The 13,410-nt window shown below is 67.0% G+C and carries 18 protein-coding genes; 17 read left to right on the top strand and 1 reads right to left on the bottom strand.

What is annotated here, in order from left to right:
* The first annotated feature begins 53 nt into the window (after window positions 1–53).
* The 17 genes from BFF94_RS28010 to tatC all read left to right on the top strand — a co-directional run bounded on the left by BFF94_RS28010 (window position 54) and on the right by tatC (window position 11,992).
* Window positions 54–293, top strand: coding sequence for a BolA family protein (locus tag BFF94_RS28010; protein WP_006477131.1), 240 nt, complete (start codon window positions 54–56; stop codon window positions 291–293).
* A gap of 101 nt (window positions 294–394) precedes the next feature.
* Window positions 395–1,657, top strand: coding sequence for a UDP-N-acetylglucosamine 1-carboxyvinyltransferase (gene murA, locus BFF94_RS28005; protein ID WP_504740300.1), 1,263 nt, complete (start codon window positions 395–397; stop codon window positions 1,655–1,657).
* A complete protein-coding gene (gene hisG / locus BFF94_RS28000; protein ID WP_006477129.1) occupies window positions 1,654–2,307 on the top strand; it encodes an ATP phosphoribosyltransferase in 654 nt (217 codons plus the stop codon). The genes murA and hisG overlap by 4 nt, the downstream gene beginning before the upstream one ends.
* 24 nt (window positions 2,308–2,331) lie before the next feature.
* Window positions 2,332–3,648 (top strand): histidinol dehydrogenase, encoded by a 1,317-nt coding sequence (gene hisD, locus BFF94_RS27995; RefSeq protein ID WP_128847751.1) that lies wholly within the window; start codon window positions 2,332–2,334, stop codon window positions 3,646–3,648.
* Between the two features lie 147 nt (window positions 3,649–3,795).
* On the top strand, window positions 3,796–4,869 hold the full coding sequence (gene hisC, locus BFF94_RS27990; RefSeq protein WP_219140090.1) for a histidinol-phosphate transaminase: 1,074 nt from the start codon (window positions 3,796–3,798) through the stop codon (window positions 4,867–4,869).
* A gap of 65 nt (window positions 4,870–4,934) precedes the next feature.
* Window positions 4,935–5,522 carry an imidazoleglycerol-phosphate dehydratase HisB gene (hisB, locus tag BFF94_RS27985; protein WP_128847749.1) on the top strand — a complete coding sequence of 196 codons (588 nt, stop codon included), beginning with the start codon at window positions 4,935–4,937 and terminating at the stop codon, window positions 5,520–5,522.
* Between the two features lie 62 nt (window positions 5,523–5,584).
* Window positions 5,585–6,205 carry a MarC family protein gene (locus BFF94_RS27980; protein ID WP_128847747.1) on the top strand — a complete coding sequence of 207 codons (621 nt, stop codon included), beginning with the start codon at window positions 5,585–5,587 and terminating at the stop codon, window positions 6,203–6,205.
* A complete protein-coding gene (gene hisH / locus BFF94_RS27975) occupies window positions 6,202–6,843 on the top strand; it encodes an imidazole glycerol phosphate synthase subunit HisH (protein WP_044845955.1) in 642 nt (213 codons plus the stop codon). The genes BFF94_RS27980 and hisH overlap by 4 nt, the downstream gene beginning before the upstream one ends.
* Window positions 6,844–7,006: 163 nt before the next feature.
* Entirely contained in the window at window positions 7,007–7,762 is a 756-nt protein-coding gene (hisA, locus tag BFF94_RS27970; protein WP_128847745.1) for a 1-(5-phosphoribosyl)-5-[(5-phosphoribosylamino)methylideneamino]imidazole-4-carboxamide isomerase, read from the top strand.
* Window positions 7,763–7,868: 106 nt separating this feature from the next.
* Window positions 7,869–8,642, top strand: coding sequence for an imidazole glycerol phosphate synthase subunit HisF (gene hisF, locus BFF94_RS27965; RefSeq protein ID WP_128847743.1), 774 nt, complete (start codon window positions 7,869–7,871; stop codon window positions 8,640–8,642).
* Window positions 8,642–9,058 (top strand): phosphoribosyl-AMP cyclohydrolase, encoded by a 417-nt coding sequence (hisI, locus tag BFF94_RS27960; RefSeq protein ID WP_128847741.1) that lies wholly within the window; start codon window positions 8,642–8,644, stop codon window positions 9,056–9,058. The genes hisF and hisI overlap by 1 nt, the downstream gene beginning before the upstream one ends.
* Window positions 9,055–9,420, top strand: coding sequence for a phosphoribosyl-ATP diphosphatase (locus BFF94_RS27955; RefSeq protein WP_128847739.1), 366 nt, complete (start codon window positions 9,055–9,057; stop codon window positions 9,418–9,420). The genes hisI and BFF94_RS27955 overlap by 4 nt, the downstream gene beginning before the upstream one ends.
* A 71-nt stretch (window positions 9,421–9,491) precedes the next feature.
* Window positions 9,492–9,884 (top strand): DUF4870 family protein, encoded by a 393-nt coding sequence (locus BFF94_RS27950; RefSeq protein WP_128847737.1) that lies wholly within the window; start codon window positions 9,492–9,494, stop codon window positions 9,882–9,884.
* Between the two features lie 31 nt (window positions 9,885–9,915).
* The gene (locus BFF94_RS27945) at window positions 9,916–10,281 is read left to right on the top strand and encodes a histidine triad nucleotide-binding protein (protein WP_128847735.1); all 366 of its coding nucleotides are present in this window, start codon (window positions 9,916–9,918) and stop codon (window positions 10,279–10,281) included.
* A gap of 93 nt (window positions 10,282–10,374) precedes the next feature.
* A complete protein-coding gene (tatA, locus tag BFF94_RS27940; protein WP_128847733.1) occupies window positions 10,375–10,608 on the top strand; it encodes a Sec-independent protein translocase subunit TatA in 234 nt (77 codons plus the stop codon).
* A gap of 26 nt (window positions 10,609–10,634) precedes the next feature.
* Entirely contained in the window at window positions 10,635–11,162 is a 528-nt protein-coding gene (tatB, locus tag BFF94_RS27935) for a Sec-independent protein translocase protein TatB (protein ID WP_128847731.1), read from the top strand.
* A 41-nt stretch (window positions 11,163–11,203) separates the two neighbouring features.
* Window positions 11,204–11,992 (top strand): twin-arginine translocase subunit TatC, encoded by a 789-nt coding sequence (gene tatC / locus BFF94_RS27930; protein WP_128847721.1) that lies wholly within the window; start codon window positions 11,204–11,206, stop codon window positions 11,990–11,992.
* 206 nt (window positions 11,993–12,198) lie between these two features.
* Here the strand turns inward: tatC and BFF94_RS27925 are convergent, their stop codons facing one another.
* Complete coding sequence (locus tag BFF94_RS27925) at window positions 12,199–13,404, bottom strand: Do family serine endopeptidase (protein ID WP_128847719.1); 1,206 nt, start codon at window positions 13,402–13,404, stop codon at window positions 12,199–12,201.
* Between the last annotated feature and the right edge of the window lie 6 nt (window positions 13,405–13,410).

Below are 13,410 nucleotides of genomic sequence, written 5' to 3'. Positions count from 1 at the left end.
ATCGACAGGCAGCGGCCGCTTCGTGCGGCGCGCGCCGACAGGAGCCTTACACCATGTTGCCGACTCCCGAACAGGTCAAGCAATACATCGCCGGCGGTCTCGCCTGCACTCATCTGGAAGTCGAAGGCGACGGCCAGCATTTCTTCGCGACGATCGTGTCGGCGGCCTTCGAAGGCAAGCGGCCGATCCAGCGGCACCAGCTCGTCTATGCGGCGCTCGGCGATCGCATGAAGCAGGAAATTCACGCGCTCAGCATGAAGACGCTGACGCCCGCCGAATGGCAGAACGCATAACCGGAAATCACTGAGTGCAAGTCACCGTCAACGAGCGCGACGCCGTCAAGAGCGTCGCCACGGCACACCCGGCCGCCAACGGGGAATCGCAGGGACAGGGGATGGACAAGCTCGTGATCGAAGGCGGCCGCCGCCTGTCCGGCGAGATCGTCGTGTCGGGCGCGAAGAACGCCGCGCTGCCGATCCTGTGCGCGGGGCTGCTCACCGCCGATCCGGTCGATCTCGACAACGTGCCCAACCTCAAGGACGTGCGCACCACGCTGAAGGTGCTGAACCAGATGGGCGTGAAGAGCGAGACCGACGGCTGCCGCGTGCAGCTTGACGCGTCGCGCGTCGACAACCTCGTCGCGCCGTACGAGCTCGTGAAGACGATGCGCGCATCGATCCTCGTGCTCGGGCCGCTGCTCGCGCGCTTCGGCGAGGCGAAGGTGTCGCTGCCGGGCGGCTGCGCGATCGGCGCGCGTCCGGTCGACCAGCACATCAAGGGCCTGCAGGCGATGGGCGCCGAGATCAGCATCGAGCACGGCTTCATCGAAGCGCGCGCGAAGCGCCTGAAGGGCGCGCGCATCGTGACCGACATGATCACGGTGACGGGCACGGAAAACCTGCTGATGGCCGCGACGCTCGCGGACGGCGAGACGGTGATCGAGAACGCCGCGCGCGAACCGGAAGTGAGCGATCTCGCACACCTGCTGGTCGCGATGGGCGCGAAAATCGACGGCATCGGCACCGATCGCCTCGTGATCCAGGGCGTCGAGCGGCTGCACGGTGCACGCCATTCGGTGATCCCCGACCGCATCGAGGCCGGCACGTTCCTGTGCGCGGTCGCGGCGGCGGGTGGCGACGTGAGGCTGACGGGTGTGCGCCCGCACATCCTCGACGCGGTGATCGACAAGCTGCGCGAGGCCGGCGTGTCGATCGAGGAAGGCGACAGCTGGCTGCGTGTGAAGATGGACCGCCGGCCGTCGGCGGTGACGATCCGCACGTCGGAATACCCGGCGTTCCCGACCGACATGCAGGCGCAGTTCATGGCCCTCAATACGGTCGCGACGGGCACCGCGCAAGTCGTCGAAACCATTTTCGAGAACCGCTTCATGCATGTGCAGGAGCTGAACCGGCTCGGCGCGAACATCACGATCGACGGCAACACGGCGCTCGTGACGGGCGTGGAGAAACTGTCGGGCGCGAACGTGATGGCGACCGACCTGCGCGCATCGGCGAGCCTCGTGATCGCCGGCCTGCGCGCCGACGGCGAAACGCTGGTCGACCGCATCTATCACCTGGACCGCGGCTACGACCGCATGGAAGCCAAACTGACCGCCGTCGGCGCGAACGTGCGCCGCCTCTCCGGGAGCCAAGCATGACCGCGCCGCTGACCCTCGCCCTGTCGAAGGGCCGGATTTTCGAGGAAACCCTGCCGCTGCTCGCCGCAGCCGGCGTGCAGGTGGCCGAGGATCCGGAAACGTCGCGCAAGCTGATCCTGCCGACGACCGACCCGAACCTGCGCGTGATCATCGTGCGCGCGAGCGACGTGCCGACCTATGTCGAATACGGTGCGGCCGATTTCGGGGTGGCCGGCAAGGACGTGCTGGTCGAGCACGGCGGCTCGGGCCTGTACCAGCCGATCGATCTGAACATTGCGCGCTGCCGGATGTCGGTGGCCGTGCCGGCCGGCTTCGACTACGCGAACGCGGTGCGCCAGGGCGCGCGGCTGCGTGTCGCGACGAAGTACGTCGAAACGGCGCGCGAGCACTTCGCCGCGAAGGGCGTGCACGTCGACCTGATCAAGCTGTACGGCTCGATGGAGCTCGCGCCGCTGGTCGGGCTGGCCGACGCGATCGTCGATCTCGTCAGCTCGGGCGGCACGCTGAAGGCGAACAATCTGGTCGAGGTCGAGGAGATCATGGCGATCTCGTCACGCCTCGTCGTGAACCAGGCTGCGCTGAAGTTGAAGCGCGCGGCGCTCAAGCCGATTCTCGACGCGTTCGAACGCGCGTCGCAGAATGGCGGTTGAGCGCATCACCGGAACGGAACTCCCATGTCCATCACCATCCGCAAGCTCGATTCGACGAACGAAGGCTTCGGCGCCGCACTGCGTGCGGTGCTGGCATTCGAGGCGAGCGAAGACGAAGCGATCGAGCAATCGGTCGCGCAGATCCTCGCCGACGTGAAGTCGCGCGGCGACGCCGCGGTGCTCGAGTACACGAACCGCTTCGACCGGCTGAGCGCGAACAGCGTCGCCGCGCTCGAACTGCCGCAGGACGCGCTGCAGACGGCGCTCGACGGCCTCGCGCCGAAGGCGCGCGCGGCGCTGGAAGCGGCCGCGGCGCGTGTGCGCGCGTACCACGAGAAGCAGAAGATCGAGTGCGGCACGCATAGCTGGCAGTACACGGAAAGCGACGGCACGGTGCTCGGCCAGAAGGTCACGCCGCTCGACCGCGTCGGCCTGTATGTGCCGGGCGGCAAGGCCGCGTATCCGTCGTCGGTGCTGATGAACGCGATTCCCGCGCGCGTCGCGGGCGTCGGCGAGATCGTGATGGTCGTGCCGACGCCGGACGGCGTGAAGAACGATCTCGTGCTCGCCGCGGCGCTGCTCGGCGGCGTCGATCGCGTGTTCACGATCGGCGGCGCACAGGCAGTCGGCGCGCTCGCGTACGGCACGGCGACGGTGCCGGCCGTCGACAAGATCTGCGGCCCCGGCAATGCCTACGTCGCGTCGGCGAAGCGCCGCGTGTTCGGCACGGTCGGCATCGACATGATCGCGGGGCCGTCGGAAATCCTCGTACTGTGCGACGGCACGACCGATCCGAACTGGGTCGCGATGGACCTGTTCTCGCAGGCCGAGCACGACGAGCTCGCGCAGTCGATCCTGCTGTGCCCGGACGGCGCGTTCCTCGATCGCGTCGAGAAGGCGATCGACGAGCTGCTGCCGTCGATGCCGCGCCGGGACGTGATTCGCGCGTCGCTCGAAGGCCGCGGCGCGCTGATCAAGGTGCGCGACATGGCCGAGGCATGCCGGATCGCGAACGACATCGCGCCCGAGCACCTGGAAATTTCGGCGCTGGAGCCGCAGCAATGGGGCCAGCAGATCCGCCACGCGGGCGCGATCTTCCTCGGCCGCTACACGAGCGAGAGCCTCGGCGACTACTGCGCGGGCCCGAACCACGTGCTGCCGACGTCGCGCACCGCGCGCTTCTCGTCGCCGCTCGGCGTGTACGACTTCATCAAGCGCTCGAGCCTGATCGAGGTCAGCGCCGAAGGCGCGCAGACGCTCGGCGAGATCGCGTCCGAGCTCGCGTACGGCGAGGGGCTGCAGGCGCACGCGAGGAGCGCCGAGTTCCGGATGAAGAACTGACCGCGCGCTCCGCGCGGGGCCGGGGCGGGCGCTGACGCGCCGGCGTCGGCCGCCACCCCGAAGGCCGGGGCTGGAGACGAGTGCAGGGCGGCGGTCGCCGCCCTGCCGACCATTTGACGCCGGCGCGACGTACGCCGGCTTGAGACCATGACAACGCCACAAGACATCATCCGCCGCGACGTGCTCGCGATGACGAGTTACCCGGTGCCGGACGCGAGCGGGTTCGTGAAGCTCGACGCGATGGAAAACCCGTATCCGCTGCCCGAAACGCTCGCCGCGGCGCTCGGCGAGCGTCTCGCGCAGGTCGCGCTGAACCGCTACCCGGCGCCGCGCCCGGCCGCGCTGCTCGACAAGCTGCGCCATGCGATGGGCGTGCCGGCCGCCTGCGACGTGCTGCTCGGCAACGGCTCGGACGAAATCATCAGCATGATCTCGGTTGCGTGTGCGCAGCCGGGCGCGAAGGTGCTCGCTCCGGTGCCGGGCTTCGTGATGTATGAGTTGTCCGCGAAGCTCGCGCAGCTCGAATTCGTCGGCGTGCCGCTGAAGGCCGACCTGACGCTCGACGTCGACGCGATGCTCGCGGCGATCGCCGAGCACCGCCCGGCGATCGTCTATCTCGCGTACCCGAACAACCCGACCGGCACGCTGTACGACGATGCCGACGTCGAACGGATCGTCGCGGCCGCGCGGCACAGCCTGATCGTGATCGACGAGGCGTACCAGCCGTTCGCGGAGCGCTCGTGGCTGCCGCGCGCCGCCGAGTTCGACAACGTCGTCGTGATGCGCACGGTGTCGAAGCTCGGCCTCGCGGGCATCCGCCTCGGCTATCTCGTCGGTGTGCCCGCGTGGCTGACCGAATTCGACAAGGTGCGCCCGCCGTACAACATCAACGTGCTGACCCAGGCGACCGCCGATTTCCTGCTCGACCACCTCGACGTGCTCGACGCGCAGGCGGCCGATTTGCGCGCGGAACGCGCGCGCCTCGCGCAGGCCGTGGCCGCGCTGCCGGGCGCGACGGTGTTCCCGAGCGCCGGCAATTTCCTGCTGGTGCGCGTGCCTGACGCGGCTGCCGTGTTCGACGCGCTGCTCACCGAACGGGTTTTGGTCAAAAACGTGAGTAAAATGCATCCGTTGCTGGCTGAATGCGTGCGGCTGACCGTCGGTTCTCCCGACGAAAACGCGCGCCTGCTGGCTGCTTTGAAACTCGCGCTGCCCGATTGAGCCTGTTGGCGCCGCAGCGCGAAACGATCAATCCCCATTTACATCGACTCAGTCAAGGAATTGCCATGCGTGTGGCGGAAGTCGTTCGCAATACCAGCGAAACGCAGATCCGTGTGAAGCTCGATCTCGACGGCACGGGCCGGCAGAAGCTGGCTACCGGCGTGCCGTTTCTCGACCATATGCTCGACCAGATCGCGCGACACGGTCTGTTCGATCTCGAGGTTGAAGCGCATGGCGACACGCATATCGACGACCACCACACGGTCGAGGATGTCGGCATCACGCTCGGGCAGGCCGTCGCGAAGGCGATCGGCGACCGCAAGGGCATCCGCCGCTACGGCCATTCGTACGTGCCGCTCGACGAGGCGCTGTCGCGCGTCGTGATCGACTTCTCGGGCCGGCCGGGCCTCGAATTCCACGTGCCGTTCACGCGCGCGCGGATCGGCACGTTCGACGTCGACCTGTCGATCGAATTCTTCCGCGGTTTCGTGAATCACGCGGGCGTGACGCTGCATATCGACAACCTGCGCGGGATCAACGCGCACCATCAGCTCGAGACGGTGTTCAAGGCCTTTGGCCGTGCGCTGCGCGCGGCGGTGGAGCTGGACGAGCGTGCGGCGGGGCAGATCCCGTCGACGAAGGGCAGCCTGTGAACTTCCGAACGGACGGACGCTAAGGACACGCTCACGGCTTCGGCGCGCGGCGCCGGCTTGCGATGGATCTGCTCAAATCATTCATTTCGCTGCTGGCGCTGATCAACCCGGTCGGCGCGGTGCCGTTCTTCCTGAGCCTGACGGCGCAGCAGACGGACGGCGAGCGCCGCCGCACGATCCGGATCGCGTCGGTGTCGGTGTTCTGCGTGATGACGGTGACGGCGCTGCTCGGGCAGCAGATCATCAACTTCTTCGGCATTTCGGTCGGCTCGCTCGAAGTGGGCGGCGGGATCATCATGCTGCTGATGGCGATCAACATGCTGAACGCGCAGATCGGCAACACGCGATCGACGCCGGAGGAGCGCCACGAGGCCGAGCTGAAGGACAACATCGCGGTCGTGCCGCTGGCGATCCCGCTGCTCACGGGCCCCGGCTCGATCAGCACGGTGATCATCTATGCGGCGAACGCGCATCACTGGTATGAGCGGGCCGGGCTGGTCGCGATCGGTGCGGCCCTGGCTTTTCTGTGTTTCGTCGCGATGCGGCTCGCCGAGCCGATCGCGAACTGGATCGGCCGCACGGGCATCAACATCGCCACGCGGCTGATGGGATTGATGCTGTCGGCGCTGGCGGTGGAATTCATCGTCAATGGACTGAGGGCGCTACTGCCTGCACTGAGATGAAAACTTCGATTGCGATTGTGGATTATGGGATGGGCAACCTGCGCTCGGTCGCGCAGGCGCTCAAGAAGGCCGAGCCGGCCGCCGACGTGGCGATCGTCGACACGCCGGCCGCGATTCGCGCGGCCGACCGCGTCGTGCTGCCCGGCCAGGGCGCGATGCCCGACTGCATGCGCTGCCTCGGCGAATCGGGCCTGCAGGAGGCCGTGATCGAGGCGTCGCGCACGAAACCGCTGCTCGGCGTGTGCGTCGGCGAGCAGATGCTGTTCGACTGGAGCGCGGAAGGCGACACGAAGGGCCTCGGCCTGTTGCCGGGCAAGGTCGTACGCTTCGAGCTCGACGGCCGCCTGCAGGACGACGGCTCGCGCTTCAAGGTGCCGCAGATGGGCTGGAACCGCGTGCGCCAGTCGCAGCCGCACCCGCTGTGGGACGGCGTGCCCGACGACGCGTATTTCTACTTCGTACACAGCTATTACGTGAGCCCGGACAACCCGGCGCATACGGTGGGCGAAACGGCATACGGTGCGCCGTTTACGTCCGCGGTCGCGCGGGATAATCTCTTCGCGACCCAATTCCACCCCGAGAAAAGCGCGGAGGTCGGGTTGCGTCTGTATCGCAACTTCGTACACTGGAAACCGTGAACGTCGCGTGCATGCTACAGTCGGCGGGCCGGAAAGGCCTGTCGCACGAGGCTCGCACGCCAAAGCACCGAAAGAGTTGTACTAAACTAGCGAGACGGCGCGGTACCGGATTGGCCGGTACGCGCCGGATTCTTTTCTTCCTCCACGACGACACCCGATTGCTATGTTGCTGATTCCGGCCATCGATCTCAAAGACGGTCAGTGTGTGCGCCTCAAACAAGGCGATATGGACCAGGCCACGATTTTCTCCGAGGACCCGGCGGCGATGGCCCGCAAGTGGGTCGATCTCGGCGCCCGGCGGCTCCATCTGGTCGACCTGAACGGCGCGTTCGCCGGCAAGCCGAAGAACCTCGAGGCGATCGAAGCGATCCTCGACGAAGTCGGCGACGAAATCCCCGTACAGCTCGGCGGCGGCATCCGCAGCCTCGAGACGGTCGAGAAGTATCTCGACGCGGGCCTGTCCTACGTGATCATCGGCACGGCGGCCGTGAAGGATCCGGGCTTCCTGCAGGACGCGTGCACCGCGTTCGCCGGCAGCATCATCGTCGGCCTGGACGCGCGGGACGGCAAGGTCGCGACCGACGGCTGGAGCAAGCTGACGGGCCACGAAGTGATCGATCTCGCGCAGAAGTTCGAGGACTACGGCGTCGAATCGATCGTCTATACGGACATCGGCCGCGACGGGATGCTGCAGGGCATCAACATCGAGGCGACCGTGAAGCTCGCGCAGGCGGTCGGCATTCCGGTGATCGCGAGCGGCGGCCTGTCGAACCTCCTGGACATCGAGAATCTGTGCGAAGTGGAGGAGCATGGCGTCGAAGGCGTGATCTGCGGCCGTGCGATCTACTCCGGCGATCTCGATTTCGCGGCCGCGCAAAAGCGCGCGGACGAACTGAACGGCGAACTCGACAACGCGTAAGCGCGGTTGTCTCGTTCGCCGGGGCTGCCAGCAGGCGGCCCCGACCGGAAGCCTCGCGCGAGGCTTCCGCAACCGGCCGTCCCATCGCGGCATTTGGCGCAACATCATGGCTCTAGCTAAACGCATCATCCCCTGCCTGGACGTGACTGCCGGGCGTGTCGTCAAGGGCGTCAACTTCGTCGAGCTGCGCGATGCCGGCGATCCCGTCGAAATCGCCCGCCGCTACGACGACCAGGGCGCCGACGAACTGACGTTCCTCGACATCACCGCGACGTCCGACCAGCGTGACCTGATCCTGCCGATCATCGAAGCCGTCGCGTCGCAGGTCTTCATTCCGCTGACCGTCGGCGGCGGCGTGCGTGCCGTCGAGGACGTGCGGCGCCTGCTGAACGCGGGCGCGGACAAGGTCAGCATGAATTCGTCGGCGGTCGCGAATCCGCAGCTCGTGCGCGATGCGGCCGACAAGTACGGCTCGCAGTGCATCGTGGTCGCGATCGATGCGAAGCGCGTGTCGGCCGACGGCGAGACGCCGCGCTGGGAGGTGTTCACGCACGGCGGCCGCAAGGGCACGGGCCTCGACGCGATCGAATGGGCGCGCAAGATGGCCGAGCTCGGCGCGGGCGAAATCCTGCTGACGAGCATGGACCGCGACGGCACGAAGTCGGGCTTCGACCTCGCGCTCACGCGCGGCGTGTCGGACGCGGTGCCGGTGCCGGTGATCGCGTCGGGTGGCGTCGGGTCGCTGCAGCATCTCGCGGACGGCATCAAGGACGGCCGCGCCGACGCGGTGCTGGCGGCGAGCATCTTCCACTACGGCGAGCACACGGTCGGCGAGGCGAAGCGCTTCATGGCCGACCAGGGCATTGCGGTGAGGCTGTGATGAATACGGAAGCGAATGCGTTGCCCGCGTGGCTCGACAAGGTCCGCTGGGACGACAACGGCCTCGTGCCGGTGATCGCGCAGGAAGCATCGACGAACGACGTGCTGATGTTCGCGTGGATGAACCGCGAGGCGCTGGCGAAGACGATCGAGACGCAGCGCGCGGTCTATTACTCGCGCTCGCGCAAGCGCCTGTGGTTCAAGGGCGAGGAGTCGGGCCACGTGCAGCATGTGCACGAGGTGCGGCTCGACTGCGACGAGGACGTCGTGCTGCTGAAGGTCGAGCAGGTGTCGGGCATCGCATGCCACACCGGCCGGCATTCGTGCTTCTTCCAGAAATTCGAAGGCACCGTCGACAACGGCGACTGGGTCGCGGTCGAACCGGTGCTGAAAGATCCCGAACACATCTACAAATGACGCAATCGACCGAAGATACGCTGCTGCGCCTCGCGGCCGTGATCGATAGCCGCAAGGGCGGCGATCCCGATCAATCGTACGTATCGCGCCTGTTCCACAAGGGCGACGACGCGGTGCTGAAGAAAATCGGCGAAGAGGCGACGGAAGTCGTGCTGGCCGCGAAGGACGTGCGCCAGGGCGGCGCGCCGACCGCGCTCGTCGGCGAGGTGGCCGACCTGTGGTTCCACTGCCTCGTGATGCTGTCGCATTTCGACCTGAGCCCGGCCGACGTGATCGCCGAGCTCGAGCGCCGCGAAGGGCTGTCGGGCATCGAGGAGAAGGCCATGCGCAAGCGTCTCGAGCGCGAGGAAAACGGCGGGTGACAGGCATTGCCCCGTCGCGGTGGCGACAGTGCGGTAAGCTGTAAGAATTGTCATCTAACGGGGGTAGCATCATGAACGATACGCCAAGCCAGTTTCCGCCGCCGTCGGTGCCGGGGGCAGCGGACGCCGAGCGCCTGAACGGGCTGCGCACGCTGACTCACGTGCTGTATGGCCTGTACGCCGTTCACTGGTTGACGGGCGGGATCACCGGCATCATCGCGATCATCATCAACTACGTGAAGCGCGGCGACGTGGCCGGCACGCCGTATGCCGATCACTTCGAGTGGCAGATCCGCACCTTCTGGCGCGCGCTGATCGCGTACGTGATCGGGTTCGCGCTGGCGTTCGTGGTGGTCGGATTCGCCGTGATGTTTGTCACATGGATCTGGACGCTGTACCGTATCATCAAGGGTTGGCTGTACCTGAACGACAACAAGACGCTCGATCCGCAGGCGTGGTTCTGACCGGCCGCGCGCGGGCGTCAGCAGGAGCAACATGAGTCACGATCCGAATTGCCTGTTCTGCAAGATCGCGGCGGGCGAGATCCCGAGCACGAAGGTGCACGAGGATGACGAATTCGTCGCGTTCCGCGACATCCGCCCGGCGGCCGAGACGCACGTGCTCGTGATTCCGCGCCGGCACGTGCCGACGCTGTCGGCGGCGGGCGACGGCGATGCGCCGATGCTCGGCCGGCTGATGCTGCTCGTCGCGCGCCTCGCCGACCAGCTCGGTGTCGCGTATACGGGTGGCGAGACCGGTTTCCGCACGGTGATCAACACGGGCCCCGGCGGCGGGCAGGAGGTCTACCACCTGCACGCGCATATCCTGGCCGGCCCGCGCCCCTGGCAGCGGATGGGTTGACGGCGCGGGGCGTTTCCCCGCATCCGATAGTCGAAGCCGGCGTGTCGCCGGCGATTTACGCCGCACAGCGGCGTGGTTGAGGAGAGTTTCATCATGGGTGGATTGAGCATTTGGCACTGGCTGATCGTGCTGCTGATCGTCGCGCTGGTTTTCGGTACGAAGAAGCTGCGCAACATCGGCGGCGATCTCGGGAGCGCCGTGAAGGGTTTCAAGGACGGCATGAAGGATGGCGATGCGCCGCCGGCCGACGCGCAGCAACTGCCGCGCTCGGGCTCGGTCGACGTCGACGCGAAGGAAACGACGCGTTCCGATTCGAACAAGGCATAACGCCGGCACGCTGACAGGCATTCCCGATGCTGGATCTCGGTCTTTCGAAGATGGCGCTGATCGGCGTCGTCGCGCTCGTGGTGCTCGGCCCCGAGCGCCTGCCGCGCGTCGCGCGTATGGCAGGCGCACTGTTCGGCCGCGCGCAGCGGTACATCAACGACGTGAAGGCCGAGGTCTCGCGCGAAATCGAACTCGACGCGCTGCGGACGATGAAGACCGATTTCGAGTCGGCCGCGCGCAATGTCGAGACGACGATTCACGACAACCTGCGCGAGCACGAGAAGGAACTGAACGACACGTGGCACTCCGCCGTCGGCGGTCTTGACGGAGCGTCGGGCGACGCCGGTTCCTACGGCTCCGACACGCCCGCGGCGGCGTGGCGCGGCAGTACGGCCGCGCTTGCGCCGAAGCGCCGCAACTGGCGCGTCAAGCAGGCGGCCACACCTGTCTGGTACAAGCGCACGACCACCCGCCGCACGCATGTGCAGTCGGGCGCCGCGCGTGTCGCGCGCCACCAGCCGGCCAGCCTGCGCCGGCCGACGCGCTTCTTCTGAGCCGAGCGCATGCTCGCTCGTCAATCCTACCGAGGGCCGGCGTGAGCGACCCCCAGCAGAACCCGGGCGACGCCCCGGAAGAAACCTTCATTTCCCATCTCGTCGAGCTTCGCGATCGCATCATCCGCGCGGGGCTGGCCGTGATCGTCGTGTTCCTCGGGCTCGTCTACTGGGCGCCCGACATCTTCCGGCTGCTCGCGCGGCCGCTGATGCAGAACCTGCCGAAGGGCGGCAAGATGATCGTGACGGACGTCACGGGCTCGTTCTTCGTGCCGATGAAGGTCACGATGCTCGTCGCGCTCGTGATCGCGCTGCCGGTCGTGCTGTACCAGATCTGGGCGTTCGTCGCGCCGGGGCTGTACCAGCACGAGAAGAAGCTCGTCGTGCCGCTCGTCGGCAGCAGCTACTTCCTGTTCCTGAGCGGGATGGCGTTCGCGTACTTCCTCGTGTTCCCGACGATCTTCCGCGTGATGGCGCACTACAACGCGCCGCTCGGGGCGGAGATGTCGACCGACATCGACAACTACCTGAGCTTCGTGCTCGGGATGTTCATCGCGTTCGGGGTCACGTTCGAGGTGCCGATCGTCGTCGTGCTGCTCGTCCGGATGGGCGTGCTGACGGTGAAGAAGCTGAAGGAGATCCGGCCGTACGTGATCGTCGGCGCGTTCGTCGTCGCGGCGGTCGTGACGCCGCCGGACGTGTTCTCGCAACTGATGCTCGCGCTGCCGCTCATCGTGCTGTACGAGGCCGGCATCCTGGCCGCGCGGTTCTTCGTGCCGAAGAAGCCGGCCGAAGAGGGCGAGGCGGGGAACGGCGAAGCGGCAAGCTGACGAGGGCGTGCCGGGCGGCGCGCGGTGGCGGGCCTTCCGGCCATGCCCGATGCGGCCCCGGTGGCATGGTCGGCCGGAACGCGGGTGGCGAGGCTGCCTCACCGGCCACGAGAATGCTTCGATGCAAAGCAAAAGGGCAGCCAACCGGCTGCCCTTTTGCGTTTTCGTTCGCAGGCGGCACGCGGAGGCGCGCCGCCCGCCGGACGTCATTCGGTATCGCTGTCCTGTTCGTCGAGCGTCTGCTTCGGCGGCGGCGGGCGCTTGCCGATCACGACGTTCACGTCGAACTCCTTGCCCTTGCGCACGACGTGCACCTTGGTCGGCGTGCCCGGCTTGATCTGCGCGACGACGTTCAGCAGCTTCGTCGTGTCGGTGATTTCCTCGCCATTGACCGTGACCAGGATGTCGCCCGGCTTGATGCCGGCCTTGTCGGCCGGGCCGCCCTGCAGCACGCCTGCGACGATCGCGCCCGATTTCTGCTGGAGCCCGAACGACTCGGCGATTTCCGGCGTGACGTCCTGCGGCTCGACGCCGATCCAGCCGCGCGTGACCGAACCCGACGTGATGATGCTTTCGAGCACCGTGCGCGCGGTCGATACGGGAATCGCGAAGCCGATGCCGAGCGAGCCGCCCGAGCGCGAGTAGATCGCGGTGTTGATGCCGAGCAGGTTGCCGTTCACGTCGACCAGCGCGCCGCCCGAGTTGCCGGGGTTGATCGGCGCGTCGGTCTGGATGAAGTTCTCGAACGTGTTGATGCCGAGGTGGTTGCGGCCGAGCGCGCTGATGATCCCCATCGTGACCGTCTGGCCGACGCCGAACGGGTTGCCGATCGCGAGCACGACGTCGCCGACCCGCGACTGGTCGGAGCGGCCGAGCGTGATCGTCGGCAGGTTCGTCATGTTGATCTTCAGCACGGCCAGGTCGGTCTCGGGATCGCTGCCGATCACCTTGGCGGTGCCGGTGCGGCCGTCGGCGAGCGCGACTTCGATCTGGTCGGCGCCGTCCACGACGTGCTGGTTCGTTAGAATGTAACCTTCAGGGCTCACGATAACGCCCGAGCCAAGGTTGGCTGCGGGTTCGTCCTGCTGCTTGCGGGCGTTGCGGTCGCCGAAGAAATAGCGGAACAGCGGATCTTTCGCGCGCGGGTCGGGCGGCAGCGAGCCGTCCTTGCTGGAGAATACGTTGACGACGGCCGGCATCGCCTTCTGCGCGGCTTCGGCATACGACGTGGTCGCCGGCGCGCCGCCGATGCCCGGCGCGACTTCCCGCAGCGCGACGATCGGCGTGGCGAGCTGCTTGCCGAGCTGTCCTTGCCGTTGCAGCCATTGCGGCTTGAGCGTCACGACGATGAACATCAGCGCGAGCAGCACGGTAACCGCCTGCGCGAAGAACAGCCAGAAGCGTCTAAGCATCTGAAT

The organism is Burkholderia catarinensis, from assembly GCF_001883705.2.
Classification (GTDB): Bacteria; Pseudomonadota; Gammaproteobacteria; order Burkholderiales; family Burkholderiaceae; genus Burkholderia; species Burkholderia catarinensis.
The sequence above is the reverse complement of the archived record's forward strand: the minus strand, read 5'-3'. Positions and strand labels throughout refer to the sequence as shown.

Coding starts and splice junctions, on each gene's coding strand:
- BFF94_RS28010 (WP_006477131.1), top strand. CDS start 54: ATGTTGCCGACTCCCGAACAGGTCAAGCAATACATCGCCGGCGGTCTC.
- murA (WP_504740300.1), top strand. CDS start 395: ATGGACAAGCTCGTGATCGAAGGCGGCCGCCGCCTGTCCGGCGAGATC.
- hisG (WP_006477129.1), top strand. CDS start 1,654: ATGACCGCGCCGCTGACCCTCGCCCTGTCGAAGGGCCGGATTTTCGAG.
- hisD (WP_128847751.1), top strand. CDS start 2,332: ATGTCCATCACCATCCGCAAGCTCGATTCGACGAACGAAGGCTTCGGC.
- hisC (WP_219140090.1), top strand. CDS start 3,796: ATGACAACGCCACAAGACATCATCCGCCGCGACGTGCTCGCGATGACG.
- hisB (WP_128847749.1), top strand. CDS start 4,935: ATGCGTGTGGCGGAAGTCGTTCGCAATACCAGCGAAACGCAGATCCGT.
- BFF94_RS27980 (WP_128847747.1), top strand. CDS start 5,585: ATGGATCTGCTCAAATCATTCATTTCGCTGCTGGCGCTGATCAACCCG.
- hisH (WP_044845955.1), top strand. CDS start 6,202: ATGAAAACTTCGATTGCGATTGTGGATTATGGGATGGGCAACCTGCGC.
- hisA (WP_128847745.1), top strand. CDS start 7,007: ATGTTGCTGATTCCGGCCATCGATCTCAAAGACGGTCAGTGTGTGCGC.
- hisF (WP_128847743.1), top strand. CDS start 7,869: ATGGCTCTAGCTAAACGCATCATCCCCTGCCTGGACGTGACTGCCGGG.
- hisI (WP_128847741.1), top strand. CDS start 8,642: ATGAATACGGAAGCGAATGCGTTGCCCGCGTGGCTCGACAAGGTCCGC.
- BFF94_RS27955 (WP_128847739.1), top strand. CDS start 9,055: ATGACGCAATCGACCGAAGATACGCTGCTGCGCCTCGCGGCCGTGATC.
- BFF94_RS27950 (WP_128847737.1), top strand. CDS start 9,492: ATGAACGATACGCCAAGCCAGTTTCCGCCGCCGTCGGTGCCGGGGGCA.
- BFF94_RS27945 (WP_128847735.1), top strand. CDS start 9,916: ATGAGTCACGATCCGAATTGCCTGTTCTGCAAGATCGCGGCGGGCGAG.
- tatA (WP_128847733.1), top strand. CDS start 10,375: ATGGGTGGATTGAGCATTTGGCACTGGCTGATCGTGCTGCTGATCGTC.
- tatB (WP_128847731.1), top strand. CDS start 10,635: ATGCTGGATCTCGGTCTTTCGAAGATGGCGCTGATCGGCGTCGTCGCG.
- BFF94_RS27925 (WP_128847719.1), bottom strand. CDS start 13,404: ATGCTTAGACGCTTCTGGCTGTTCTTCGCGCAGGCGGTTACCGTGCTG.